Genomic DNA, 26,551 nt, shown 5'->3' on the forward strand with positions numbered 1-26,551 from the left:
TAAATATTTCGTCCCTCTGGGACTTTTTTAAGACACAATTTAAAACTAATATATTGTTTCATTGGGATTTGAAAAACGTTTTCAAGCTCTGGAAGAGCGAAATATTTATAGAAAAAATTCAAAGACAACGATTAAAAAGCTCCAGCGGAGCGATATATTTCACCCCGCTGGGGCTCTTTCTTAAACCGCAATTCTATTTCTATAAATATTTCGTCCCTCTGGGACTTTTTTAAGACACAATTTAAAACTAATATATTGTTTCATTGGGATTTGAAAAACGTTTTCAAGCTCTGGAAGAGCAAAATATTTATAGCTAAAATTTTAACACACAAAGTAAAAAGCTCCAGCGGAGCGATATATTTCTGAAATCAAAAAGGAGCTGTCTTTTCAGACGCTCCTTTTTGATTTTTATATCAATTGAAAACAAATCATTTTCCTCCAATCAACTCCATAATCTTGTCATAAATTGCTGTATTCTGGTAAACTCCCATGAATTTTTCAGATCCTGGACCGTAAGCAAAAACAGGAACAGGAATCGCCGTATGATCGTTAGTGCTGAAACTTCCGTGAACATATCCTTTTTCAATACTTCCGTCAATTAGAGATAATCCTCCAGTTTCGTGATCTGCTGTTACGATTAACAAAGTTTCTGGATTTTTATCTACAAATTCCATTGCCTGACCAACCAATTTGTCAAAATCCAACATTTCTCTCACCACATATTCTACATTATTCTGGTGTCCGCCGTAATCAATTTGAGCGCCTTCAGCCATAATAAAAAACGGATTTTTTGTTTTTGCAAAAGTGTTTGTTGCTTTCGCTAAAGATTTTGTTAGAAAATCTCCTCTTCCATTTTTGATAGAAACCACGGCTGCATCTTCTAAAACTACAAATTTGCTATTTTTGATCGTATCCAGACTCGAGAATTTATCCGAGAATGTATATCCTTTTTCAGTTAAAGTTTTAGACAAATCTTTGCCATCTTTTCTAGAAATAAATTCTTTCTGTCCTCCCCCAATTAAAATATCTGACGGATTCGAAAGAAAATCATTTGCAATTGGCTGGCTTAAACTTCTTTCTGGCTGATGCGCATAAAATGCAGCCGGAGTTGCATCCGTAATATTTCCAGCAGAAATAATGGCTGTTTTATAGTTTTTCTTTGCCAATTGTTCTGCAATGGTCTGAAGCGGTTTCCCCTGTTCATCAACACTTATAAAACGATTATTAGTTTTATGTCCCGTAGCCATTGCCGTCGCTCCTGCTGCAGAATCTGTAATATAACTATCGGAAGCTTTTGTGATTGAAAATCCTTGAGTCGGAATATTAAATAAACTCAATTGCCCTTTGTTTGCTGTATAACCAGAATAGATTTGCGTTAATCCCATTCCGTCTCCAATTAAGAGAATAACATTTTTTGGGCGTTTATTCTTGAAACCATTTTTAGGAATATAAGCTTGGTGAAATTCTGTATTCTGGTAAAATGTCGTTTTAATATTATTTATGAATTGAGTCAGTTCGGATACTTTATCCGTTCCGATAAAATCAACTTTTAAATTCATTAAAGTCATATACGTATTCACGTTGTCTTGCGTAGCCCAGAATCTTATTTTTTTGTTTTGATCGTGGACTTTTTTAATAATTGCCTGAATTTTTTCAGCATCTGGCTGCGTCAAAACACCTTTTCCGTTCCAAACCGTAATTTCATGCAAATCTTCACTGATCATCTCAACTCTTGCCAATTGATCTGAAGTATAATTTTCATTTAGCCTTCCATCAAAATAAATAAAATCTGGATATTCCTTCCATAATGATGGTAAAGGTCTGTTTCCAGAAATAACCACTTTTATGTTTTTATTAGAAATAATATCTGGAAAAGTCTTTAACTGTTGTGTAATTGCTTTTAGAGTCGAATCGGCATCAGACTTAATATCAATCATCAAAATCAATGGTTTATTGCTCGGATACGCTTTCCCCTCCAACGTTTTTAATTTATTAGAAAGTGGCTCCAAATACAGACTTTTTAGTGTATTGTGAGAAGCAATTTCCTTAGAAGCGTGAGCCACAAACAACTCATTATTTACTAAAAAAACATCGGCTTCAATAACTCCTGTTTCGTTAGAATAGGCACCATAAAATGGTAGTTTGCTTTCGTAATCGTTATGCGAATGAATATTAGAAGAAGTGTACTCTTGCGCTTGAGCAAACAAGCAAAATTGAAGGCAAAAAAGGGTGATTATTTTTTTCATCGAAAATGATTTTTATTCTTTTAAAGCTGTAGGTAACTTTATTAGAAATGGGTTTCTGCAATTTATTTTTAACACATAGAAACATAGCTTTTCTTTATGCATAAAGGCGTTTCACTTGTTTAAATACACATAGTAAAAAGTAATCTTGTCATTTCTTGGAATGACAAACTTTACTCTGTTTTTTTTACAACTGCAGTCTCCTGACCAAGACTGCAGCGTAAAAAACTAAAAAAACACAACGAATTTTTTTATTACCAGCCTTGGTTTTGAGTCAAAGCGCCTTTACTCACTGCAATTTCGTCTGGCGGTATTGGCCAAACATGATGAATTGCAGGATTGAAATTACGAGCAGGATAAATGACACTTCCATTATAATGGTGCAATGGTTTTGCATAAGTTTCTTTTGCATCTCCCCAACGCACTAAATCGAAATGACGGTCTGTCCACTCTCCTGCCAACTCGCATCTTCTCTCTCTTTTCAAATCGACCATTGTAGCGCCAGAAATATCGGCAAGACCTGCACGGTGACGAATCATATTAATTTCTGTGTCTGCATTTTGGCCTTTCATTAATTTCGCTTCCGCTAACATCAAAATCACATCAGCATAACGCAAAAGAGGAACATTCAAAGCTGTTGAAGGTTTGTCTCCATTCGCATTTACATAACGAATGTCTACTCCGCCCGACGTTGTTTTTGGATAACTGAACGGCTCCATATATTTTTTAAACTGATAACCTGTTCTGTTACTAGAACTTACTACATGATTTCCTTCATTAAAAGTTACGGTTTCCCCGAAATAAACAAATTTGTCTCCTTTTTGTAAAATTGTCGCACTACGTCTTTTATCGTTTGCAGCGTAAGTATCGAATAATTCTTTTGTCGGATAAAAATTTCCCCATCCGTTGTAAACTCCCCAACCTTTATCTTCTAAACAAACTCCAGGAAAAATAGAGCCTAAAGAAGTATTTTCAGCACTTGAAGTTACAGACCAAATATATTCTGAAGACCAGTTGTTACTGATTTTAAATACATCTTCAAAGTTGTCTAATAATTTGTGTTTTCCGCTAGCCACGATCATGTTTGCATATTTGATGGCATTGTCCCAATCTTTTGCATATAAATAAGTACGAACCAAATATGCCCAAGCCGCAGTTTTATGAGCACGTCCGCGATTGTCTGGTGTAAGCTGATCAAAATATGGCAATAAATCGGCTGCTTTGATTAAATCTGCTGCAATGTAAGCGTAATTTTCGGCTACATTTTTTGCTCGAGGCACATAAACATTTGTCGGGTTTTCTCTGTCTTGAATCGGAATTCCAGCACGATCGTCTCCATAATGATAAGCTAATTCTAAATGCATTACAGCATGGTTAAAATAAGCTTCTCCCAACATTCCGTTTTTTGCATTTTCGTCTAATGCAATCTTTGGAATATTGCGAATCACGTCGTTACAACGCTTCATAATTTCGTAGTGAATTCTCCAAATATCTTTAGTATCCGATTCTGATCCGTCTACGATAAAGTTTTTGATTCTTTCTGCATTTTGCCTTGGTTTTGTTCCGATATCATCGCTGGCATTATTTAGCCAAAAGAAACCGCGCCCGTACATATTATCATCAGAATACAAAGCATAGATTGCATTTACTCCCGCTTTTGCATCTGCTGGCGTTTTCCAGAAATTCCCGCTTGACGGCGCTCCTTGCGGCACAACATCAAGTTCGCTTTCACAAGCCGAAGTGCTTACCAAAAGCACGAAACTCAATAATAAAAGACTTATTTTTTTCATTTTAATTGTTTTTTATTTTTTAAAAAGTTGCGTTAACACCAGTCATGTAAATACGAGAAAGCGGATAACGTCCTAAATCCATTCCGAAGTTTTTAAGACCAACTTCAGGATCCATTCCAGAATAATTAGTAATCGTAAATAAGTTTTGTCCAGAGATAAAGAATCTCAATTTTGCTTTTCCTTTCAGCCAGCTTTCTTTAATTGTATAACCAATAGAAACGTTTTTCAATCTTAAGAAAGAAGCATCTTCAATGTACAAATCAGAAATACGTCCGAAGTTGTTATTGTTATCTGTAGACGAAAGAACTGGAACATTTGTATTGGTATTCGTTGGCGACCAAGCATCTTTTGAATCCGCCAATAAGTTGTAACCTGGAAAAGAAGCATTTAAACCTGTGTGTTTTACGGCATTGAAAACACTATTTCCTGCAGCACCTGTGAAGAAAATATTCATATCAAATCCTTTGTATCTGAAATTGGCATTCAAACTATACGTTGTTTTTGGGAACGGACTTCCTAAAACTACTCTGTCGCTGTTATTGATTACGCCGTCACCATTTTCATCTTTGAATTTAATATCTCCAGCAACCGCATTTGGCTGATACATTACACCATTTTTGTTTACATAAGCTTTCACCTCATCATTGCTTTGGAATAATCCGTCAGTAGCATATCCGTAGAAAGCTCCAACTGGGCTTCCAACTTGGTAAATATTCGCTAATGGCAAACTACGAACTCTGCTTAAACCAAGAGGTTCTAATGAATTTAAATCGTCTTTAATAGATACAATTCTATTGCTTAAGAAACCTGCGTTTGCCGTAACATCAAATTTAAATTCTCCACGAGTTTTTTGGTACGTTAAACTCACCTCGATTCCTTTATTTTCAACATCTCCTGAGTTTACAATTCTTCCTTGTGGAGTTCCAGAAACTCCTGGCAATTGGTCACGAACCAACATGTCCTTATTTTTCTTTACATAAGCATCAACAGATCCTACTAAAGTATTATTTAGCATGGTAAAGTCTAAACCAATATTGGTCTGCTCAGAACTTTCCCATTTTAAATTCGGATTTGATAATTCGCTTTCAGCGTAACCATAATTAATTGATGGCACTGCTCCAATTAAGGCCTGAGTCTGAACCAAAGGCACACTAAATTGATATGGCCCTAGATTTCCTAAATTTCCAATTTGTCCCCAGCTTGCACGAAGTTTTAAATTGCTGATGATTGGCTCGATGCCTTTCATGAAATTTTCTTCAGAAATTAACCAACCTGCAGAGACAGAAGGATACACTTTCCAACGGTTATTTTCTAATAATTTTGAAGTTCCGTCACGACGAACAATTCCTGAGATTAAATATTTCTGATTGAAATCGTAATTGATTCTTCCCACATAAGAAGAAATAATTTCATCTGATCTTCCTGCTGCTGTCTGCTGAATCAATTTTGCATTCAACAAATAACGCTGTGATGGATCTTCATTGTCAAAACCAGTTCCTTCAACTGTGTAGAAATCTCTTTTTGTCTCTTGATACGTATATCCAGCCAAAGCTTTCAAATTATGTTTCCCAAATGATTTCTCATAAGAAATAGTCTGCTCGCTTAATAAATCGGTAACTGTTAAGTTTTTCAACGTCAACCTATTGAAGTCGAATATTTTTCCTGGCTCAGTAACTTTTACAGTAAAATCAGTTGCGTTGTCCTGAATTCTGGTGTAACCCCAGTTCGATTTTACTTTTAACCCTTTTACAATTTCCCATTCTGCATACGGATTGATCAAAATGGTAGAAATAGGATTTTTATTGTCTAATCTTTTCAAATACGCTACCGGATTAATCACGTCTCCGTAAGAACCAATATATTTTTCTGGAACACCGCCAAATTGTCCTGAACCATCTTCTCTATAAATTGTTGCATTTGGCGGATACAAAATCGCTGCTTGAATTGCTCCTGTATATGAACTTGAAGTATTGGCTGTTTGTCCATTAGTCAACGAGTACGAGATATTTTCTCCAATTGTAAAATTATCTGCCAATTTAAAAGAAGAATTTGCTCTTACTGTATAACGTTCTCCGTAAGTATTTAGCAAAATACCCTCATTTTTTCTATAGCTTCCAGAAAGAAAGAAATTAGATTTTTCTGTTTTTCCGTTTACAGAAAGAGAAAGATCTTGAATTTCTCCTGTACGGAAAATTTCATCCATCCAGTTTGTTTTTGTTGTTCTTGCAGTTGGTTCAAACGCAGGATCGAAAGCAGGAATTCTAGGCAAACCTGCATTATCTCTCGCAAGATTCATTGCATCAGCATATTCTGCAGCGTTTAAAACCTCTAATTTTTTCGCTACATTCTGAAAACCTCCTTGGTAGTTTACATTCACATTAATTTTATCTGAAACTCCTTTTTTAGACGTAATTAAAATTACCCCACCAGAAGCTCTCGCACCGTAAATTGCCGCCGAAGCCGCATCTTTTAGAACGTTTATCGAAGCAATATCATTTGGATTTATAGTATTTAAAGATCCACTATAAATTATTCCGTCTAAAACGATTAAAGGCGTTTCGGCATTCAAAGATCCAATACCACGAATGTTAATTGTTGGCGATGCAGTAGGATCTCCACCATCGTTAATTACCGTAACTCCGGCAACTGTTCCTTGCAATAATTCGGCTGCATTGTTGTAAGTTCTGCTTGAAGTTTCTTTCATAGAAACAGAACCAACCGCTCCTAAAACTTCATTCTTTTTTACACTACCGTAACCCATAACTACAACTTCTTGAAGCTGTTTTACGTCAGCTGCCAATTTTACAGTAATATTTTGTGAGCTCGTTACTTTTACCTCTTGCGTTACATAACCCACATAAGAAAAAATAAGAGTCGCTTCAGAAGCGTTTACTTCTAATTTAAATGTTCCGTCAAAATCTGTTGCTGTTGCTGCGTCTGATCCTTTATCTTTAATTCCAACTCCTGGCAAAGGCATATTATCGTCTCCTCCGAAAACAGTTCCCGAAACAATAATTTTATTTTGATCGGCAGAAGCAACTTTCTGATTTTTCTTGATTACAATATTGTTGCTCACAATCTCATATCTAAGCACATTGCCGCAAATTTTATCCAACGCTTGTTCAAGCGTTACATTATTCAGTTTTAAACTTAATCTCTGATTGGCATTTACTTGGCTGCTTTCGTACATAAAATGTACATCAACCTGATTTTCAATTTTTTGAAATATATTTTTTATACTTTCATTGTCAACTTTTAAAGTCACTCTTTTGTTAATGTCAACATTCCCGGCTTGTACTGTAAGTGCTGCAAAAAACAAAGTCACAAACAAGAATAATTTTGTTCCTATTGTCCTTATGCTGGCATACCGCATTTGTTTTTCATTCATAGTTTTTAGATTTAGTGTAATTGTTTTGTTTATAGTTTGCTACGTAGTTTTATTTTTATTGTTTAATGAATTACTCGATTTTGTAAACCCCAGAATCCATTTTGTATTGAGCATTGATGATGTTGCACACCAATCCAATTACCTGATCAGCAGGCAGTTCTTTAAAATAGGCGCTAATCTTTAAAGCATTTAGATTTTTATTTTTGACTTCAATTGAAACATTGTAATTGCGATTAATTGTCGCCACAACTTCTGGTAGAGGCGTCTCTTCAAAAACCATAATATTTTTTCGCCAAAGTGAAATGGTATTTACTGGAACATCTTTAAAAGCTTGAAGTTTGTTATCCTGAGATTTAAAAACCACTTTCTGTCCTGGAGTTACATACACATTTTCTTCTGTAACAGTCGATTTCACGTTTACTCTTCCTGTTGCAACCGAAACTTCTTGTGTCGTTTGATCCGGATACGCTTGAACATTAAAACTGGTTCCGAGAACTTTGGTATCCATTTTATTGGTATGAATGATAAAAGGATGCCTTTTGTCTTTGGCTACATCAAAAAAAGCTTCTCCACTTAAATACACTTCTCTCGTATCTCCTTTAAATGCTGTAGGATATTTAAGAACACTTCCTGCATTTAGCCAGATTTTTGTTCCATCACTTAGTTTTATCTGAGCATGTTCGCCTAATTTCACTGCAAATTGCTTGTTTTCAATAGTATTGGATGTTGCATAAAAAAACACTGATAATCCGACAAGGAAAACCAAAGAAGCCGCAACAGCCCAGTTTTTATATGGAAGAGAAATAACTTTATTAGCATTCTTTATTTGTCTTAATTCCTTTCTAAGTTTTGAGCGGTCTGATTGAACCACTTCCATATTATCAAAAAAATCATCTGTACGATCGTACCATTTATTCCACATTTCTTGTCCTTTTGGGGAATACTTTCCTTCTAAAAAATTTTTGATTTCGTTATTTGAATTTTCAGGCATTATAATTTCTTTATGTCTTTAATAGTATGTCTTGGGAATTGTAATTTTAGGTAGGCGCAAAAGGTTACGCTTCTGTTAAGAAAAAAGCTGAGTTCTTAATCTGAAGTTTACTTTTAATTGAATTCGCCCAAATAAGTACGCATGAATTTCAGCGCATACGTAATATGGTATTTTACGGTTTCGATAGAAACATTCAATTCTTCGGCGATTTCTTTATTGGTGTAATGTTTTACACGACTAAGAATAAAAACCTCTTTTGATTTTTTAGGAAGTAATGATGCCGCTTCGTCAACTGCTTTTTGCAATTCATCATAATAAATAGAATCCTCTATTGCATTATAACTGGTTTGTGAAACGGTATTCTTTTCTAAGACTTCTTGAATATACTGATCGGTAACTTCGTGCGATTTTATATAATCTAAAGTCATGTAGCGAACCGAAGTATAGATATAGGCCGCAAAACTTTTCTGAATGACAATTGTTTTGCGTCTTTCCCATATAGAGGTAAAAACTTCCTGCACAATTTCTTCTGAAATGGCGATCGATTTCATTCGGAGATAGACGAATCGAACTAACAGATCTCGATATCTAAAATAAAGTTCATCAAAAGCTTTGTCCTTGCCCGATTTTAATAATTCGACAAGTTCTTCGTCTGTAAACTTCTTATACATGATTCATTATTTTATGATTAATCAAATCAAAAGTGTGAGTCAAAACACTTTTTCTGATTTTGTCTTGATAATGATCCTGTTGTTTTAAAATTGGCATATACAAAGTATTGGTTTCTTCTTATATGTCTCCAAAATTAAAGCTGAGGGTAGGTCGATTAGGTTACGTTTACATTAATAAAACCACTCTAAAGCGAAACATATTATTAACATTTGAAGTCGAAAGCCAAGTGAAAAATAAGGGTTTGTAGTATTTGGCGTAAAAAATGAAAAACTTTGTTTGGTATAACAATCTTTCTCTTATAAAAAGCAGAAAAAGTGCTTAACAAATAATTAATGGGAATGTATTAAAATGAGTTTATTCTTCTTCAAATTCCTTTCTCAAAAAAATAAAAAACTCAATTTAGTTGACAAAAGCAACTAAATTTATATATTTGTACCTCAACAATACAATATTTTAATCATGACTACTACAACTTCAAAAATTAGAAGTTTCAATAGATTTTATACAGCGCATTTAGATATTTTAAGTCAACATTATTTAGACAGCGAATATTCTTTGACAGAAATACGAATCCTTTACGAAATCAGCGAAAGCAAAACTATAACTGCTCAGAAAATTACCGAAATTTTAAATCTCGACAAAGGATATTTAAGCCGAATTTTGAAGCGTTTTTTAAAGGAAAATTTAATTGTGAAAGTCGCTTCCGCAGAAGATAAACGCGCTTTTAACATTAAACTAACCGATTCTGGAAATGAATTATTAAGTGTTTTAAATACTAAATCTGAAAATAAGATTGAAGGTAAAATCGAAAAACTAAATTCTTCAGAAAAAGAAATTTTAGTAGATTCGATGAATACAGTCAAAAATCTGCTGACAGAAAATAAAATAACTCGAGAAGATATTACCTATCGCCATAATATTACTCCTGGCGATATTGGCTACATCATTTATTTACACGGATTTATCTATGGAAACGAATCGGATTTTTCAACTGATTTTGAGAAATACGTGATCAAAACTTTTTACGATTTCTTAGAAAAATATTCTCCAGAAAAAGACCGAATCTGGATGGCAGAATACAATAACAAAATTGTGGGATGCGTTGCAATTGTACACCAGCCTAACGAAGAAGCGCAACTGAGATGGTTTCTTCTAGATCCCGCTTTTAGAGGTCTAGGAATTGGCAAAAAACTTTTAACCGATGCCGTTGATTTTTGCAGAGAAAAGAAATTTAAAAATATTTTTCTGCTTACCACAAGTTTACAAGACAAAGCGCTTAAAATGTATAAAATGATGGGATTTGAACTTACAAAATCTGAAGAAGTTCACGAATGGGGAAAAACGTTTTATGAGGAGCGATATGATTTGAATCTTTCCAAATAGAATTTCTTAGATGCAGTTTAGCGCATTCATACCGAATTTATAAAACATGAAAATGCTTTAGCCAAAACTTCAAAAGTTTAGCTAAAGCATTTTTATTTTCCTCTTTTTATTTAAAAATAAGTCTGAGATTTATTAAAACAATTTACATCATAGTATTAATACGAATACTAGCTTTTATAAGAGCCAATGCCGATATTTTTGACACGTGAATATCTTTTGGCTGATGATGCGAATTCTGACTTACCAATTTTACATATTCTTGCCCTTGATCAGATTTCTGAACGTATTTTACAGTGATGTATTCCTCCCAGTCATTCAGTTTAACACTTAGAAGATACATTTCTCCAAAAAAGATATTTTCAAATTCCGTTTCCTTATAAAGAATAATGTCTCCCGATTTCAATAAAGGATACATACTATCTCCTGTTACAGAAATTGCTCCATCGCATTTTGGAAGATTTGGAATTTTTATGGTATCCAAAATTCTTTGCGGTTCTCCACTGCTAAAGAGCTCTCTTAAACCCGCAACCGCCTCCAAATCATATAGAGGTATTTCTTGATTTGCATGAACCGAATCGACTGTTTTTCTATCACTATTCATAACCATAACGCTAGTATTTTCTTCTTTAATCATAGGTCCGTTTCCTGTTAACAGCCACTCTGAACTTAGGTCCGGATAATAGTGTAATATTTTACACGCCTTATCTGTTCCCATATTGCTACTATTATCTAAAAACTTATTAGAAAATCCTAAATCGTTACAAAACTTATACTTAGTAATCCCTTTATAATCAAGATATTCTCGCACTCTTTCCGTTGACCCCATAAAAAGATGTATTATTTTACGTTAAAAATTTTGTTTCATGTATTATTTTACATTATATTTGCAAAGTAAAGAAAAATAAAATTGAAAAACAAGGGGTTAAGGCAGAAAATATTGAGCAACCAAAAATTTATCGCTTCAAATATTCAATATAACAAATTGATTTACAACAACAAAAACAACTAAAAGCTAAAAAAGAAAAATATTACCCTAAAACCACAAAAAGATGTAAAATACTACTAGTTAAAAAATAAATATTTCTAGAAAATCTAAAAACAACAAATACCATCAAAACTTTAATCCGAATTAAAAATGGGAACAATTCAAATCAAAGAGAAAATTCAGGAACTGGAAAATTGGCTGATTGAAAATCCAAATAGTCCTGAAAGAAGTTTAATCGAATCTGACATTAAAAAATTAAAAAATCAATTAAAAGAAAATCATGAGTAACACACAAATTCAACAACGCATTGCACTACTTTATTTAGCACTACAATTTTGTTCTGAAAAAATAAAAACATTTACAGCTGGAGAAAGAATCTGCATTAATCAGGAACGTTTTCAGTGGATGCACATCTTAGAGAACGAAAACGCAACCCCAAGACCTGTTTCATCAGTTATAGAAAACAAAATTATAGAAGTTTCGAAACTGGCTCTGAAATACAATTTTAAGCCTTATCATGAAGATCCGCTTAAAGAAGAGATTAGTGCCACTTTTTAAAAACCTAAAAACCAACAAACTATGAACACTACAATTATTAACAACCAAACAATCGACTTATCTCAATTTTCAGCCAAACAGCTTAAAGAAGCCTTAATTAGAGTTGAAAGCAAAAAAAATCAAGAAAGAGATACGTACAAAAAATTAGTTGCAGAAACAATTCCGAAAGCTCTTTTAAAATTAAAAAAGACTTCTGAAATGATTCAAAATGTAAAAACAGAAACATTTCAGCTTTTTGAAACGATTTTAGATTTAAAAAACCAGGTTTACGGTTTTAAAGAAAAACAAATGTCGCATACCTTTTCTAATGAAAAAGAAGAAATTACAATTGGATACCGAATTAACGAAGGCTGGGACGACACTGTAACGATCGGAATTGAAAAAGTGCAAAATTACATTGCATCACTTTCTACAAGTAAAGAAACGGCATCTTTAGTGAAAATTGTTTTCAATCTTTTGAAAAAAGATGCCAAAGGAAATCTAAAAGGCTCTAGAGTTCTTGAACTGCAAAAGCTTACAAAAGAATTTAATGATGAAGAATTTACAGATGGCGTAGAAATTATAGCTTCAGCATTTAAGCCAATTCGTTCCAGCTGGTTTATTGAGGCAAGTACAATTAACGAAAACGGAACAAGAACAAATATTCCGCTTTCTATGTCTTCAGTTGATTTTATTCACGGATATGTTTTCAATTTTTTTAACCAACAAAACAGACACATAAATGCAGCCTAATAACGATATCTACGCATCAGCTCTTTTAGCGTTTTTATTAATTATAACCAATCTGAAACCTATTCTTAGGTTTCATGAATGGCTAAATTTTAAAATAAGCACAGCATACAAACAGTATAGAAACGAACTTAAAAACAAGGCTAAAAACAGATCGCAAAACTCTTTTTTAAGCAATTAATTTCAACCAAATACCACAAATTACTACACTTCATTATTTCATCACTTTAATCTTTTTTACCATGTCAATCTCAAGCCAAAGAAGCCTCGGAATTCAAAAAAACAAATTACTTAGATATAAACTTATCAAAGATTTATATCAAAAACATAAAACGGAAGATATCCCAACTACAGTTGTTTGGCGTAAATATATCTATCCTGTTTATCCTATTTCAAGAACTACACTTTACGAAATTCTGTGTACACCGATTACAAACGAATTAAAAAAAATCGAGGAATTGAGCCAAAAAATGGCTTCCTAATTACATCTCATAAATTGGCTATCAAAATTGCTTTCTGTACAAGTCTGTAAAAGCTTCGAACATTGGTGTTCACACACCTTGCATTGACTTTTTTTTAGCATTTAAAGCTCGCATCTTTGCTCTCTCAACTAGATTCATTTATAAAAAACTGAATCAAAAATCATCTAAATTGATTTAAAAATCATAGTATTGAAAATACGTTCTTTTGACATTTTAATCAAAGAAAAAGCCTGTAACAATTTATTTTACAGGCTTTTTCTTCTATACAAAACTCGATTATGATCTTAAAAAACGTTTTCTAAGCGTACTGCTTCCTTTTAGCTTTATTTATAAAAAAAGCTTCTAATTAACATCTTCCTGCGTGAATCAAAAAAGTCTCATTTTGTCTGATTTCACTTTTTTAAAAAATCTTCTCCATTTGTAAAAATTAAGACAATTCATTTACAAAAAAGCAAATTCCAATATGCTAAATCATAAACTCATTTATGCAAAAAAGTTTCTCCATCTTAAATCCTAAATTAAAATGACTATTTCTCAAATCATCGAAAAAATACAGGAATTAGAATCTTGGCTGATTAAAAATCCTAACAGTGCTGAAAGAAGCCTAATTGAATACGATCTGAAAAAATTACGAACTATTTTACAACTGCGAAAACATGAATAAAAACCAAATCAAAGAGCGTATTGCGCAGCTTTATATTGCGCTGCAGTTTTGCTCGGAGAAAATTAAAACGTTTACTGCTGGAGAACGAATTTGCATTAATCAAGAGCGTTTTCAATGGATGCACATTTTAGATAATCCAGAAGCTGAACCTCGCCCTGTTTCACCAGATCTCGAAAATAAAGTACAAAACGTTACAAGACTTGCCCAAAAATTTGATTTTACGCCTTACTACGAAGATCCTTTTATGGAAGAAAAGAAATCATAATCAAAAAAAAGACCAAATAAAACTTTCCAAAATAACCCAAAAAACACTATAAATCAATGTTACCAAACCATGACATTTACGCTTCTCTCCTTTTAGGAGCTCTTTTAATTGCAACAAATTTAAAACCGATATTGGATTTTCGTGAATGGATCAATTTTAAAATAAATTCAACTTTTAAGCAATACCAAAATGAGCTTAAGAAAAAGAACGATCACAAATTGTAAATTGAATTTCAGATAATCTACTATCAAATATTAAAAACTCATATCAAACCGAAACAATTTGATATGAGTCTTTTTCTTCTTAAAACCCGACTGTTTTTAAAACTGCCGCAAATAAAAAAGGTTCCTGTTTTCTTAACTTATTTTAAGAAAGTCAGGAACCGAAAAGCGGGCGCTTTCTGCCCTAATCAAATAACTCAAAACCATTCTTTTTCCCAGGATGTTCCAAGTTTATAACTCCGGAACAAAATTGTCGTGTGGACTCTGCTGACTTAAATTATTAAGTGCTTTTGCAAGAATGACTTCAGGACGAAGCTCCAGACGATTTTCGGCATTAGAAGAGCGGCCATTGATATATAAGGATCAAATGGTTTTGGTTATCTGTAATGCATTTATGTATTCATTTAAGCCACAAATGGCTCTATTTCTTTCTAAAACAATTCTTTTTAAATCATTTTATTCTTTCAATATGGCAATATCTACTAACAGAAGTCTGGGCATCCAAAAAAATAAACTCTTACGCTATAAGCTTATCAAAGAATTGTATCAAAAACATAAAACTGAAGATATTCCTACTACTGTAGTTTGGCGTAAATACATCTATCCGGTCTACCCTATTTCTCGTACTACTTTGTATGAGATTCTTTGTACTCCGATAACTTCTGAACTTAAAAAAATAGAAGAACTGATTTCGAATCAGACCAAAAATTTATAAAGCAGGAAAACTAAATTGGATACTGCTAATTTATCTGAATCGCTTTGCAAAGATGTGGTGTTTTTCTCAGTAAAAACAGCGCCTGTTCATTGACTGAACAACTTTGTAAAGCACCAGAATACAAGTGTTTAAGCGCCTTTCACTTGTTTTTTTTATCGCTTTTTTAGACCAATCTTTGTACCCACAAAAGGAAACAGCTACAGCAATTACTACAGAAAATTAAGGCCAGATTTCTTCCAAAAAAAAATACCACAAGCTGTTTCTCAAAAAACAAAATTTTAATCCTAACACCTATTTTTCAAAACATTAATGGAACAGTTTCTATACCCCACTCTTACTGCATTTTTTGCTGCATTTATTACTTGGTTTTTCTCGATGAGAAAATCATTAGCCGAAGACCGAGCAGCCGAACTTGACAATGCCGTGAGCGCCGTAAAATATTATCGTGACTTACTAGATGATCTTACCGCTCGATTGACCTCTGCAACCGAAACCATAAAAAAGATGGAAATACAGCACAAAGAGCTCATGCTCATAAACCAACAATTAGTAGATGAACTACAAAAATTTAAACAACTAAACGGAAAACAACAATGACATTATCCCTGAAAACCTTAGAAACTGCAATTGCTCAGGTTGGCGTTGAAGAGATGCCACGAAACAGCAATGCCGGACCTGAAGTCGAGATTTATTTAAGAAGTGTCGGACTCGCAAAAGGATATCCATGGTGCATGGCTTTTGTTTACTGGTGTACTCAAAAAGCGGCATTACAATTAGGAGTCAAAAATCCTTTAAAGAAAACCGGCAGCGTGTTAGACCAATACAACTCAAGTAAATCTCTAGTCAAAAAAGAACCTCAGCCTGGTGATGTCTTTATTCTAGATTTTAAAAACGGAACTGGCCATGCCGGAATTGTCGATAAAGTAGCCGGAACACTTATCTACACCATTGAAGGCAATACAAACGACATGGGAGGTCGCGAAGGCTATAAAGTAGCCAGAAGAAAAAGAGAAATTAAAAGCGTTAAAGGCTTTCTAAGGCTCTAAAACCCACAATTAACAAACAAATTATAATTTATCATGAATAATTTAAAACGTCTTGTTTTTTTGTTTTTTTCAGCCTTAGTTCTGGTTTCGTGCAAAAGCCCGAAACCGGTTCTAAGCGAAGAAAAGACCAAAACTATCACAATCAAAGAAACAGTGCATGATACTGTTTTTAAAATTCAGAAAGACAGCAGTTCTTTCAAAGCATTACTCGAATGCCAAAACGGAAAAGTAGTTGTTAAGAATGTTACTCAAGCCGAACCAGGGCGTACATTAAAAAGCCCAAAGGTTCGTCTTGATAACAATAAACTCAACGTAGACTGCCAACTCAAAGAGCAGGAGCTCTATGCCCGCTGGAAATCTCAACAGGTAAAAGAAACCGAAGTAAAAACAATCAACACTACAAAATTTGTAAACTATTTGACTTTTTGGCAAAAGGTTCAGATTTGGCTGGGGAGGATTTTTCTATTGGTGTTGGTTTATTACCTAGTAAGATTTGTTAGAAGATTTTATCACTTATTTTAACAAGCGTATAATGATATAAATTGGTTAGATTTTTGATTATTGTTTATAAATTAGCTTTGATAAGCTTCTATACTAAACTAGAAGGCTTTAACAGAATTCGCCTCAAATCAATTTAACAATATCGCACTACTATGAAACAGCTCTTTACACTCGTTTTCTCTTTCCTATCATTGTTCATCTATGCTCAGCAAAAAGAGACGCACCAAATAAAAATCTATCTTGAAGATGCTGAAACAGAAAAGAACATTGATGACGCAAAAGTAACTCTTGAAGGTTTTGAAATTCCTCCAATCATTGGTCTGTACGACAAGAAAAACAAGTTCTATTATTTTGATGAAATACCTGATGGGTATAATACAATAATGGCTTATCACAAAAAATATAATGAAAAAGGGTATCAAAACTTAGAGGGATTGCCTGGAGAGTTGAAGTTGAGGCTTTATAATCCTTTGAATGTTTCTTATAGCTTCGAATCATATATCTACAAAAATACTTATGTAGAAGATCCTTATAAGATCAGTATCTTGAAAGAAGGTATGTTAGACTATAACACCCAAAAAGATTTTATAAATCAAACAATCAAAGATTTACAACTAGCTGTAGAATTAGTAAATCCTTATTGGGAAATGAACAAAATTGAAAACAATCCATATGGCATTTCTCAAAAAGAAGGATATCCAGCTCTCAATCTTAAAGAAAATCAAAAAGTAGAAGGAGGCTATTTGTTTCCATTAGCGGGAGGAGTAAGCTCTTTTTTTTCTGACAGATCTTATTCAAATACATCCAGAGATATATGTTTCATTTTAAGAAAAACAGATGGTTCAAAATTTAAAAGATTTAACGATCCCATTATAAATAAGCTAAAGCAACAAAAAATTAAAATTTGTGCCATCTTATTAAATAAAAAAAATGGAAGTGACTTTACGAGTAAGTTCAAAATCAGAGACAAACAAAATAAAAAATTTAATCTAAAAAATAAAATAGATTCGTCTAAAGTCTTTTTTTATGATAATAATTTTCGAAATGAAAAGAAATCATTTGGGTTGTTTCGCTTATTTAAAAAACAGCATTATCTTTTTTTTGATGAACCAAATAAATACCTCCAATTACCATCTTTTATTTTAATATCAAATGAAAAGGATGAAACTTATAATCTTTTCCGCGAGATCGGAAAAGAAAACCCAGAAACGTATAGAATACCTACTCCAGACAACGCTCTGGGACTCGGTATATTAGACATATACGAATATTATTCAAAAGCACAACAAAAAACATGAGAAATTGGCACCACAAAGTAATTAAATTAGATCGAGCGAGAGATCTATTATTAAGTAAATACATAAATAAATATGGCTATTCTAATGTTTATATAGGAGTCATAGAAGGGCAAATTGAATTTCAAGCAACAAATAGCTCTAACCCATTAACAATTAACGATTACACACCTGCACATGGCAGTTTTTCCGATATTTCTGGAAATCGAAAAGTTTTTACCCGAAGTTCTGTTATCTCGACAGATCCAAAGTATAACAAGCAATTTACTCAAAATATTAGCACGCTTTCCCCTAGTATGCATACAACATGCGTGACAGGAATAATTTCAGGAAATGAGGATTCATCAACTCTAATTGATGGTATTTCTCCAAACATTCGAGTTATTAATTCTAATAATTTTGAAGATGGATTATTTTTAGCTTTAATAAACCCGTTCTCAAATAATAACATTCTATCACCTTTTTTTGCATCGGCTAAAGATAATGACTTTATAAATGGAGGAGCTAGCAATACGAGCGATTCTTATTCTAATAATTTTACAAGTGTAATTAATTGCAGTTTTAATATTCCATTGACATCCACAAAAGTCGACTTTATACTTAAAGAATTATTCGCATATGGACGAAATGGAAGAGGAACTTTAGTTGTTGTATCTGCAGGAAATGGAGACGATTCTACAGGTCGAGGGCTTGAAATTAGTGAAACTGTGACAGATTCTGGATATAGGACAACGGCTTTTAGTAACAAATCATTAATTGTTGCCGCTTCTAAAGTGATTCTAGACTCTAATGATTTACCATCATATATAAACAATCCTGTTTTTGATGAGAGCAAAGCTGATTATTCTAATTATGGGAAAAGAGTAGATCTTTGTGCTCCAAGTGGGCCAGATAGTAATCCTTCTAAAGATGATATAAATATCTATAGTCCTACGATGTTAAATTGTGGAAATATTGGAACGGATAAACAATCATTTTTTACTAAAATAAATCAAGTAGTCAGTAACACTAAACTAATTTTAGAAAATGTAAAAGGAATCTTTAAAGGTCAATCAATTGAATTAGGAGATTCAAACAGCTATTTCCATGAATTAAGATATATTAATAAAGTAGATAAAATTACGGGCACAAACAATGTTGAAGTTACTCTTGATACTCCAATTAAATTTACTAAAGATTTTAACAAAAATGGGGTGCAATTTAGCTTAGTTGGAACTAATGCAAGAATAGTAGCTTTAAAAAAAAATGCAACAAAACATACAGGTTCAAATTATCAGCTTACACTAAAAGATCTAAGAGGAATCAACCTTAGAACAGGATCCCAAAAGGTTTACATCTACCCTAAAAACTCAGAATTAACTGGAATTGATACTGAAATCACTACTATTGTTGATGAAAACACCTATAGAATAGAAGTTCGAGATAATTTAAGTGCCCTCCCTAACGATCCGATAAATAATCCATTGATTTTAGTTCCGGATCAAATTAAAGCTTCAATAAAATGTATAAATTATTACAAAAACACTAAACCAACATCTCCATATTATTCCGTAACAAGTGTAAATGATATAGCTGGTTTTTTCGTAGGTCAAGAAGTTTTACTTTCAGGAGGCACAAACAGGATTGCATTTATTACAAAAATTGACGGTACTACTATAACAATGTCTCATTCTCCAAGTCCGATAGACGATAAACTTACTATGACATCATTAGCCTATGGAGACTTTACTTCTAGATTTACAGGAACATCTGCTGCAACTCCAATTGTTTCAGGTTTAGCAGGGCTTATTCTCTCAGCAAATAATGATTTAAATGCTGCAGAAATAAAACACATCTTAAAAGAAACAACAGACAAAATCACTGGTGCTTCTAACTACAGTTTGGTCAATAATGATACCAAATACAACTACAGTTATACAACTAATGATCGTTTCGGTACAGGCAGAATAAATGCTGAAGCTGCTGTTCAATTGGCAATAGATTGGCACACAAGCACAACTGTCCAGAAACCCAAAATGGAAATAGCTGACCGATTAAATGGCCTTATTTTAGAAAGTGTTTTAGAAACTGAGCCAGTAGATAGTCCCGATATATGGATAAAATCATTAGCAGACAATACCACTCAAGAACCTTCACCAACACAACTTTTCAACAACCCTAATACTTCTGTGGATCAAAAGATTTACATAAAAGTACGTAATAGTGGTAACAAAGCTAGTTTTAAGGAATGTGATTTAAGAGTTTATATTGCATTTACTGATGATGAAAATCCTGCTTTCCCATTTCCTTCTAAATGGTATGATCAAGCAGACGTAAAGTTGTTAGCCGTAAAAGAAATACCAATTATTCAAGGTGGAAGTTCTACAACTATAGGCATTGAATGGAAAGATATAGCATCAAAATGGAATATGTGGAATAATTTGGATACAGCTACCACTAAAAGAAAAAATGCATATCTACTAGCACATATTGCTCCTTTTGATGGTAATTCTAATGAAGTAAGAAATACTAATATTCGATTCAATAAACAACTTAGTTGCAAACCAATTATAGTCAGTCATAATAGTGTTACTGACGGATCTGCATTTCTACCTGGTAAAAAACTTGATCTAACAGTTGGCGCACAATCAGTTCAGAAGAAATTTCATCTGTTAATGGAAAATGTATTAACTACCAATTTAAGTAGTTTTAAAATAAGAGCTCGTACAACAAAAAATAATAGTAATAAAACTGTTGAAGAAGTTTTTTACGAAAAAACAGGAAATACATGGTCTCTACAACCTTCTCCAACTGATAATTGGATCGCTTTTGACCAGCCTATTGAAACTCCAGGAAATCATCCTGAATATACAAATATCAAATTTCCACACACTATTAATGTGGACAATACAAAACTAGAAGTCAAATTAGAAATCGTAAATATTTAATACCATGCCAATCGAACCATTTGATTTTACATATACCCTAACTTCTCAATCAGAAGAAAATGAAGTTTTGAACACTTTAGGAAAAGGCCGAATAAAAGAATTTGAACCCAAATCTTACTTTTTTACAGAATCTACTATCACGGCACAATCTATAGCTGAAGGTGCATACGGACCAGATTTTGTAGACACAAACACTAAATTCAACATTACAACCCAATTTGAACTTACTAATAAAAAAGCATATGCCGTTACAAGCGGGCAAGTATTAATTGTACCTCAATCTGGTGATGGAAACGAATCAAAAGTAAACGTTTTCATAAAGCCTCTAAAAAATGTTGATGTTGGAGTTCAAATTAAATATTACGTTTATAGAGGGTTAAAAAAAGAATTATTTATTAATTCTAGCAATAACATTTTACCAAAAAGCAGTGACAATACACCTTTTATGGCAAAAGTTTGGACTGATCTTATTACTTTCAACAAACTAACAGAGCAGCCACTACCTGAAATTCCTGCAAGCCTATTTGGATATACTACAACTGAAACAGGTACAAATAGTTTAGATGCCAAATTTTTCAATACTTATGATGTCACAAGTACAGATGAAAATAAAGCATACAATCTTCCAATAATTGAAGCAGGACAATATTTTGGTGAGTTCCAGGATAACAAAGGCGGATTCGAAATTGTTTTAAATGACGGATTCTATTATCAGGAAAAGTCAGATACTGGTTTTCAATTTGACCTCAACTATGCTAAAGCTGAAAAAGCAGTTTTAGATCTTGCTGATATTGCAAACAATCCAAATATTTCTGAAAAAATTTATAGAGAAAATGTTCAAAAATTTTTGGATCCTGCTGCTTTTTATGGAGCTCATATTACTGAAAAAGAAAAAGGCGAAATAAAAATTGTAGATAATAATGCCAAATACAATACCAAAACTGATATCTACAATAATATCATAAGTAAATTCATTAATAAGAATAAATGTTACATTTATCTCAAAGACAATAGAGGTAGATCATTTAATTTTGATGAAACTTTAGGAGCAGATCCTTTAAAAATTGGCACGTCTGAAACTTTAACGGCCAGCCCATATAAAACGAATGACTGGCCAATTATTATAAGTGAATTTGAGCAAACACATACGGAAGAGGAAAATAGCAAAAGAAAAAGTGTTAATGACTTAGCTTTTCAGCTAAAATTTAAGACAATAAATAAAAATGCAACCTTATACAATGCGCATGGTAATTGTGCAAATGAAAAAATTGAAGGAAACTTTTTAATTAATACAGCACTCTACGATGAAAATAACATTGCTACTCAAGATTATACAAATAAAGTAAATTATAGCTTAATAAATAACTATAATTTAAATGGAGGTTCTTTAATAACCAAAAGTATAACAACTTTTATTTATATCAACTATGACGAAAAAGAAGTTGAATATTTTAATAACTTTTTCGGTCCTATAAACATTCAACCAATCATTAGATCACATTACCCAATATCAAATTCTATAATTCAAAAAGCAGATAACAAAAATTTAAAATTGAAATTTAGAGATGGATATGCTTCTATTTATACTCAAGGAATAGTAACTGTTGGAAATTATACGATTATTCCTCCAACTCTACCTGACGATAATAGAACCAGGTTGTATGTATTAAAAAAACTAGATTCAACAGAGAATGAAAATAGAAATTTCAAACAATACTTATCCTCAGATTCAGGGTATGGCTTTGCTTCTAATAAATCTGAATACAGTGCATACATCTATGGTGACAAAAGTTATGAAATTTGGAAAGGCAAAATTATAGATGGTACAGATACAATTGACACACTACAATTGATTAATTTTGAAGAAGATACTAATCCAACCAATTTTATGCAATTAGGATTAACAGAAGTTGATTTTAATAAATTAATATATAATAGCGAGGAAATTGAAAATTCTAATCATATTCCTGTAGATGCTACTAATCTGTTTTTTCATTTAGATGATTCAGGAATTACCCAAAATTCAGTTTTTAAAAAGTACAAATTAGGGATAAAATATCAAGTAAGTAATTTAATTGGCTACATTGAAAGTGTAAAATACCCAACGATAAATGATGTGTTTATATATACCATTGATGGATACTATTTTTTCACTAAAAATTTCTCTGAAAAATTTGAATTTGCGGAAGAATTCGAAAATGCTACTATTAACTTTAGAACAAAAAGCAATTATGATGGAGAATTTGGTTTTGATTGGCTTAGAATTGGAGATACTAGTGAACCTAGCTATGAAACCTCCATTGTAAGTGGGTACGAAGAAAGAAATTGGACCGGATTTGATTTTGATACTGAATTTGATACCCCTACTGAGGCATTCCAAGCTTTAAAAAAAGAATATATTGCTATCAAAACTCAAAAACCAGATGAATTATATTATGTTCCTTACTTAAATATCTATCCTCAGAATGCAATTGGCACACCTTTACCCCCTTCTACAATAAATTTAAGAGGATTAGTTAATATAAGCAAAAATTTACAGCAAATTAGTTTTAAATATGACTCTAGTTTATTCTCAATTGCTTCTACTCCAGACCCTACGATTATGCCCTTAACGTCTGGTCCTGTTTATGATGTTGATATTCTAATAACTTGCTTAAAAGAATTTGATAAAGATAAAGTTATTAAAGTTGTGGCAACAAACACGAGTGTTAATGAGAAAGAAAAAGTAATTGGCATTATCAAAGTATGCAAAAATAGTAGACAATCAAATAGACAAAACTTAAAAATAGTATTAGTTAAAGCCACAACTAACATCGCAAATATACCTGGAGCCAGCATTACTGGCTCATATACTGCTGATGAAAAAAGATATCTTAGTAATGGATTATATCAATCATTTGTTTATGGTGACATTGAAGAAGTAATATTACCTTTAGATAATGATCCGAAATTCATTACTGGAGGGACATATATTAATAATAATGGAATAAAATGGGATGAAGATGGCATTCACCAATATTTAAGAGACTCATTACTTAACTCTAGTTTTGGTTCCAAATTTAAAAACTATTTTATGTGCTTTTCATTTGATGTAAATTCAGCTCCAAACTCAAGTGGAAGCTCTGTCAATGGCCACGCCCAAGATATTGGTAAACAGGTTGTAATTGTTTATAAAAGTAAAGGAAAGACAACTGTGCCCCATGAAATATTACATGGTCTGGGATTAAATCATACCCACCGCGAAGAAGACTCTTCAGGACAACCAACAAGTTCAGTTACCTCTCCTAATGCTAAATTTGTTTATCGTCATGCCGACCATTTACTGAACTTAACACCGCCTGAAAATATACTTAAGGCCACTGATAATTTTATGAGTTATAACCGAAATAATCGAAAAATCACATGGCATTGGCAATGGAAAATTATTAGAGATAATATTAAAAAATATACTTATTTATGAAGATTCAGTTTTGCAAAAAATTACATATTCTTGCTTTTCTTCTTTTTTTAATTATGAATAGTTGTGGACAAGCAAATGAAAAGGGCAACAATAAACCTATTAACAATGTAATGGAAAAGAATAAGATTTCAAATACAAAAAAAAACATGAAAAAATTAGATCAAAAAATATTAGAAAAATATAAAAAAAATAATCAGCTTACGTTTACAGAAAATGATTCAATATTTAAACTAGACGATCAGTTTAAAACCTATCGAGAAACTAAATCTAAAAAAGGTGAACATTTAAAAACTGTTAGCTTTTATGATAAAAATAAAAGACATCTACTTGCTGAGGGCAACTATTTATTTGATTTTCCAATTGGAATTCATACCTCATATGATTTAGAGGGAAGTATTATCAAAGAACAAAATTTTGACAAGGATTTCCCTTTTAGTTTTCAGGAGCTAAAACAAAAACTCTTACATGATTTTAATATTAACACTGAAAATATCAACCTAGATTTAAGAATTGACAGAGGATTGGATACATCTGATATGAAATTTAAATATACTATTTTTTTATATAGTAATGATAGATTAACTTATAGATTTATTGTAATTGATGGAACTACTGGAGACACAATTAAAGACTTGAATGTGAAATCATTAGACTAATTCCATCCTAAACATTAGCAACTAAAAGAAAATAATTATCTTTTAGTTGTGTATCTTAATAAGATGATCTAAAAAATAATATTTTTTAGATCATCTACATAAATTATCTAGATCACATCATTTTCTGAAATATGATTAGATATTAATAACATCCTATAGAAAAATCCTTTAAACAAATCGAAAGATAAATTTCATTCATTTCATTTTTTTATTATTTCTACATATGGACAGTTTTCTTTTATAGCAATTGCTTTTCCTAATATAACAAATTACGCAGCCCCTCCTGGTATAGTTGCAAATAAGATTAAGGCAAGACAAGGTTCTGGAGGAGATTATCTTTCGAATGAAATATTCTATAGAGTATCCTTTTTAAGAGAAACACTCAAGCCAAATAAATTAACTGGACATATTCACGTTGGATTTTTACAAGATGATGCTAGTCCAGATAGAAATTTAATGCTTGATACTATAAAAAATGCAATTAAAAATGCGCTAACTAACTTCTAATTATGAAAAATTATATCTATTTACTTCTATTTATCCCATCCTTTTTTTGTTTTGCGCAAGAACCACCAGCCATTTTCAAACTAAAATATAGCTTATTAGAAACAGATTCGATAAATGTGTCAAACCAATATAAAATACATTCTCCATCTTTAAAATATTATAAAAATTCAAAAAATACTTACTTAACAGATGAATACTGGAATAACTATAAAAATTACATGAGGACAGATGAAGAATTTATCTATGTATTTATGGGTAATCCATATCCCAGAAAAAATGATATTATTATATTAAATATTTTCAAGGCAGAACAATCCATGACACTTTTTTTTAAAATAGACTTCGATTTGGATTATGGTGAGAAATTGTACTTAAAGGAATTGAAGTTTGTTGATGGGTACTATTTTATTGATTTAACTGATTTAAAAACAAAAGATCACATATATTCTGATACTTTCAGAAAAAAAGAAGTTGATTTGAGTAATATTAAAATGCATAAAATTAGTTCCAAAAAATTGAATCAAAAAATTCAATTCCTATGATATGTTTAGACTATAATATTAGATATTTTCGTATTCATAATCTTCTTATAACCCCATTGTAAAAATGGGGTTATAAATCCAAATCATAGTTCGTGAAACTTAATTTACCACTAGTAAAAACATCAAGTTTAAAACTATGCTAGTTTTTTAATTGTACATTCTATTTTATACTTCTTTATTTTATACTTCTTTATTTTTTACATCCCAATACAATTAAAGATTTGAAAAAAGAATTAATCGTAAAATAAAAGACGTTTTCAGATTCAAAACAATCTAAAATTTCAAAATTTTCTTCTTTTTATTTCAAACTCTTAAAAAGCTTTAAATTCTTACAAAAAAAATACCAAGATTCTCTAAGGCTGAATAAAGAATAATTGCAATCCGATTTTCCAATTCCCTCCGAACGCTTTACACACCTGTAAAGCAAACGAACACCTATTTTTTTTCCGCTCAAAAATCACGCAAATTTGCTGAAACAAATCAATATTTCAGCAGATAAGTGAGCTTCTTTACAACTAAAAGTTCGGCTT

General features: G+C 32.1%; 21 protein-coding genes. 15 read left to right on the plus strand and 6 right to left on the minus strand.

From position 1 onward, the window contains the following. Nucleotides 1-428: 428 nt before the first annotated feature. The 5 genes from RB618_RS18910 to RB618_RS18930 form a co-directional block, all read right to left on the minus strand. Nucleotides 429-2,246: an alkaline phosphatase gene (locus tag RB618_RS18910; protein ID WP_308070188.1), complete on the minus strand. Its 1,818-nt coding sequence runs from the start codon at nucleotides 2,244-2,246 to the stop codon at nucleotides 429-431. 251 nt (nucleotides 2,247-2,497) lie between these two features. Continuing rightward, nucleotides 2,498-4,033, minus strand: a complete 1,536-nt coding sequence (locus RB618_RS18915; RefSeq protein ID WP_308070189.1) for a RagB/SusD family nutrient uptake outer membrane protein — start codon at nucleotides 4,031-4,033, stop codon at nucleotides 2,498-2,500. Nucleotides 4,034-4,052: 19 nt separating this feature from the next. Beyond that, a complete protein-coding gene (locus tag RB618_RS18920) occupies nucleotides 4,053-7,421 on the minus strand; it encodes a SusC/RagA family TonB-linked outer membrane protein (RefSeq protein ID WP_308070190.1) in 3,369 nt (1,122 codons plus the stop codon). 70 nt (nucleotides 7,422-7,491) lie between these two features. Then, nucleotides 7,492-8,412: a FecR domain-containing protein gene (locus RB618_RS18925; RefSeq protein WP_308070191.1), complete on the minus strand. Its 921-nt coding sequence runs from the start codon at nucleotides 8,410-8,412 to the stop codon at nucleotides 7,492-7,494. Between the two features lie 113 nt (nucleotides 8,413-8,525). Further along, nucleotides 8,526-9,083: an RNA polymerase sigma-70 factor gene (locus RB618_RS18930; protein ID WP_308070192.1), complete on the minus strand. Its 558-nt coding sequence runs from the start codon at nucleotides 9,081-9,083 to the stop codon at nucleotides 8,526-8,528. A gap of 460 nt (nucleotides 9,084-9,543) precedes the next feature. Here RB618_RS18930 and RB618_RS18935 point away from each other — a divergent pair, with 460 nt between their 5' ends. Next, the gene (locus RB618_RS18935; RefSeq protein ID WP_308070193.1) at nucleotides 9,544-10,467 is read left to right on the plus strand and encodes a bifunctional helix-turn-helix transcriptional regulator/GNAT family N-acetyltransferase; all 924 of its coding nucleotides are present in this window, start codon (nucleotides 9,544-9,546) and stop codon (nucleotides 10,465-10,467) included. 142 nt (nucleotides 10,468-10,609) lie between these two features. Here the strand turns inward: RB618_RS18935 and RB618_RS18940 are convergent, their stop codons facing one another. Further along, entirely contained in the window at nucleotides 10,610-11,293 is a 684-nt protein-coding gene (locus RB618_RS18940) for a S24 family peptidase (protein ID WP_308070194.1), read from the minus strand. Between the two features lie 309 nt (nucleotides 11,294-11,602). Here RB618_RS18940 and RB618_RS18945 point away from each other — a divergent pair, with 309 nt between their 5' ends. From RB618_RS18945 to RB618_RS19010, 14 genes are all read left to right on the plus strand, one after another. Next, entirely contained in the window at nucleotides 11,603-11,740 is a 138-nt protein-coding gene (locus RB618_RS18945) for a hypothetical protein (protein ID WP_308070195.1), read from the plus strand. Further along, nucleotides 11,733-12,011 (plus strand): hypothetical protein, encoded by a 279-nt coding sequence (locus RB618_RS18950; protein WP_308070196.1) that lies wholly within the window; start codon nucleotides 11,733-11,735, stop codon nucleotides 12,009-12,011. Before RB618_RS18945 ends, RB618_RS18950 begins: the two co-directional genes overlap by 8 nt. A gap of 21 nt (nucleotides 12,012-12,032) precedes the next feature. Further along, nucleotides 12,033-12,743, plus strand: coding sequence for a DUF3164 family protein (locus RB618_RS18955; RefSeq protein ID WP_308070197.1), 711 nt, complete (start codon nucleotides 12,033-12,035; stop codon nucleotides 12,741-12,743). Between the two features lie 239 nt (nucleotides 12,744-12,982). Continuing rightward, nucleotides 12,983-13,222, plus strand: coding sequence for a hypothetical protein (locus tag RB618_RS18960; RefSeq protein ID WP_308070198.1), 240 nt, complete (start codon nucleotides 12,983-12,985; stop codon nucleotides 13,220-13,222). Nucleotides 13,223-13,878: 656 nt separating this feature from the next. Further along, entirely contained in the window at nucleotides 13,879-14,151 is a 273-nt protein-coding gene (locus tag RB618_RS18965) for a hypothetical protein (RefSeq protein WP_308070199.1), read from the plus strand. A gap of 690 nt (nucleotides 14,152-14,841) precedes the next feature. Then, nucleotides 14,842-15,087 (plus strand): hypothetical protein, encoded by a 246-nt coding sequence (locus RB618_RS18970; RefSeq protein ID WP_308070248.1) that lies wholly within the window; start codon nucleotides 14,842-14,844, stop codon nucleotides 15,085-15,087. Nucleotides 15,088-15,396: 309 nt separating this feature from the next. After that, on the plus strand, nucleotides 15,397-15,684 hold the full coding sequence (locus RB618_RS18975) for a methyl-accepting chemotaxis protein (RefSeq protein ID WP_083219804.1): 288 nt from the start codon (nucleotides 15,397-15,399) through the stop codon (nucleotides 15,682-15,684). Further along, nucleotides 15,681-16,133 carry a CHAP domain-containing protein gene (locus RB618_RS18980; protein WP_308070200.1) on the plus strand — a complete coding sequence of 151 codons (453 nt, stop codon included), beginning with the start codon at nucleotides 15,681-15,683 and terminating at the stop codon, nucleotides 16,131-16,133. The genes RB618_RS18975 and RB618_RS18980 overlap by 4 nt, the downstream gene beginning before the upstream one ends. Nucleotides 16,134-16,166: 33 nt before the next feature. After that, entirely contained in the window at nucleotides 16,167-16,655 is a 489-nt protein-coding gene (locus RB618_RS18985; protein WP_308070201.1) for a hypothetical protein, read from the plus strand. A 131-nt stretch (nucleotides 16,656-16,786) separates the two neighbouring features. Then, nucleotides 16,787-17,932 carry a hypothetical protein gene (locus RB618_RS18990; RefSeq protein WP_308070202.1) on the plus strand — a complete coding sequence of 382 codons (1,146 nt, stop codon included), beginning with the start codon at nucleotides 16,787-16,789 and terminating at the stop codon, nucleotides 17,930-17,932. Beyond that, complete coding sequence (locus RB618_RS18995; protein WP_308070203.1) at nucleotides 17,929-20,856, plus strand: S8 family serine peptidase; 2,928 nt, start codon at nucleotides 17,929-17,931, stop codon at nucleotides 20,854-20,856. The genes RB618_RS18990 and RB618_RS18995 overlap by 4 nt, the downstream gene beginning before the upstream one ends. 4 nt (nucleotides 20,857-20,860) lie before the next feature. Continuing rightward, nucleotides 20,861-24,316, plus strand: a complete 3,456-nt coding sequence (locus RB618_RS19000; protein ID WP_308070204.1) for a hypothetical protein — start codon at nucleotides 20,861-20,863, stop codon at nucleotides 24,314-24,316. Beyond that, nucleotides 24,313-24,972, plus strand: coding sequence for a hypothetical protein (locus RB618_RS19005; RefSeq protein WP_308070205.1), 660 nt, complete (start codon nucleotides 24,313-24,315; stop codon nucleotides 24,970-24,972). The genes RB618_RS19000 and RB618_RS19005 overlap by 4 nt, the downstream gene beginning before the upstream one ends. Before the next feature lie 509 nt (nucleotides 24,973-25,481). Further along, nucleotides 25,482-26,021: a hypothetical protein gene (locus RB618_RS19010; protein WP_308070206.1), complete on the plus strand. Its 540-nt coding sequence runs from the start codon at nucleotides 25,482-25,484 to the stop codon at nucleotides 26,019-26,021. Nucleotides 26,022-26,551 lie beyond the last annotated feature (530 nt).

The sequence above is a fragment of the Flavobacterium sp. LHD-85 genome, assembly GCF_030929595.1.
Lineage (GTDB): Bacteria > Bacteroidota > Bacteroidia > Flavobacteriales > Flavobacteriaceae > Flavobacterium.